Origin of the sequence: Mesorhizobium sp. M0954, from assembly GCF_040319155.1 — a bacterium.
GTDB lineage: Bacteria > Pseudomonadota > Alphaproteobacteria > Rhizobiales > Rhizobiaceae > Mesorhizobium.
The window spans coordinates 1-2,007 of record NZ_JAMYNR010000074.1; the positions used below are offsets into that span (position 1 = coordinate 1).

The window sequence follows — 2,007 nt, forward strand, 5'->3', positions numbered from 1 at the left end:
CACGGGAATCGGTGATCGCAACGTCACCACCGTGCCATGGCCGCTCGCCCCTCAGAGCAAGCGCCGTTCTCTCTCCAAAACTTTTTGCAGAACCTTCAGCACATCTGTGGACGCCCCCGTGAGCGCAAGAAGAATCTTCGAAAGGCAGTATAGCGGCGCGTAGTCGGGTGCTGACATCTGTCCGGCCTCTGATGCGGCCTTCCATTTGCCGCCGGCCCGTATGGGAGTTCGCCGATCGGATCCATATCACTACCGCGCGCTCGAGGCGCTCTGTGCTGAACTGGTTTTCCGATCCGTCTCTCATCGACTGTCGCGCCATACCTCTCCGTGTGACTTCCTACACCTGCGACGACCTCAGACCGAGCTGCTATGCTGCCACGGCCGGAGCCCTGTAGGTCCCACCTCTTGCCATGAGCGCCCAGACGATGCGGGCCATCTTGTTGGCAAGAGCGACGACCACAAGCATTGGCGGCTTGCGGGCGAGCATGCGCCCAAGCCACGATCCTTCACGAATGCCTCGCCGACGAGCATGACGCACGACAGCGCTCGCTCCGATGATAAGCAGGCGCCGCAATGTACGCTCGCCCATCTTCGATGTTGCACCGAGCTTCTGTTTACCGCCGGTTGAGCGTTGCAGCGGCGTCAGGCCCAGCCAAGCGGCGAAGTCGCGCCCCTTTCGGAAGATCGCGGCGCAAGGCGCCAGTGCAACCAGAGCCGTTGCCGTTATCGGACCAACGCCGGGGATTGTTGCCAACCGCCGCACGTCTTCATCCTCTCGGGCACGCCGTGCAATCTCGGCATCGAGCTGCTTGATCCTTTCCTCCAGCGATCTCAGCGTATCGACCAGCATGGTGAGGGCCAGGCGGGCTGCTTTTGGCAGATCGCCCTCAGGATCCTCTACCTTTTCCATCAGCTTGGCAGTATGTGAAGGGCCCTGGGCAACGACCAGTCCATATTCTGCAAGATGGCCGCGCAAGGCGTTGATCGTCTGGGTGCGCTGCCGCACCAGCAGATCACGAGCCCGGAATACGGCCGCACTCGCCTGCTCCTCCTCACTCTTCACGGCGACAAAGCGCATGGTCGGCCGCTGCGCGGCCTCGCAGATCGCCTCGGCATCGGCGGCGTCGTTCTTCTGCCGCTTCACGAAAGGCTTCACATAGGATGGCGGGATCAGACGAACGGTGTGCCCGAGCTTGCCGATCTCGCGCGCCCAGTGATGCGCCCCAGAACAGGCCTCCATGGCGACCAAGCAGGCCGGCTGCCCAGCGAGAAACGCAAGCACCTTGTCGCGTCGCAGTTGCTTGCGGAAAACAATGGCGCCCGCCGCATCGGCTCCATGCGCCTGAAACACATTCTTCGCTATGTCCAATCCGATCGTGTTAACTTCCATTGTGGACGCTCCCTCTCTTACGGTGGCTGTCAAACACCACCATTCTGGCACATCGATGCCGTCGAGGGGGCGTCCACATGGGGTAATCGCGGGAGCGACGCGCCCTGGAACCGATCATAGCCTTGGAGGGTGGCTGTTCCCCGATAAGATGAAATACGGGCTCACGACTGGACGCCGGGCCCAGCATCAACGGAGAACAGCCATGGAAGAACATATCGGTCTCGACGTGTCGATGAAAGAGACGGCAGTGTCGATCCGCCGTGAAGGCGAACGGATCTGGCGCGGGAAGTGCGCATCTGATCCCAGGATCATTGCCGAGCTTGTCCGCAAGCGGGCGCCGGCCGCAAAGCGCGTCGTGTTCGAAACCGGCCCGCTGTCAGTTTGCTTCTATCATGCGCTGCGCGCCGAGGGATTGCCAGCCATCTGCATCGATGCGCGCCATGCCAAAGCCGCTCTCGATATGGCGGCGAACAAGACGGATGCGAATGACGCCGATGGTTTGGCGCGTCTTGCTTGTCGGGCGAATTGAGAAACTGACCCCCTGACGAAATGAAGAACTGACCCCCTCGGTTATGAGAGGAGGCATGGATGACGGTTGAGATTTCGGCGATTCCTGC

General features: G+C 61.3%; 1 protein-coding gene and 1 pseudogene. One reads left to right on the forward strand and one right to left on the reverse strand.

Annotated features, from left to right (window positions below):
• Positions 1-367 precede the first annotated feature (367 nt).
• Positions 368-1,390 (reverse strand): IS110 family RNA-guided transposase, encoded by a 1,023-nt coding sequence (locus NKH93_RS34160; protein WP_352976398.1) that lies wholly within the window; start codon positions 1,388-1,390, stop codon positions 368-370.
• Positions 1,391-1,592: 202 nt separating this feature from the next.
• Between NKH93_RS34160 and NKH93_RS34165 the strand changes: the two are divergent.
• Positions 1,593-1,904, forward strand: a pseudogene (locus NKH93_RS34165) (IS110 family transposase); the annotation flags it as partial.
• Positions 1,905-2,007: the final 103 nt, after the last annotated feature.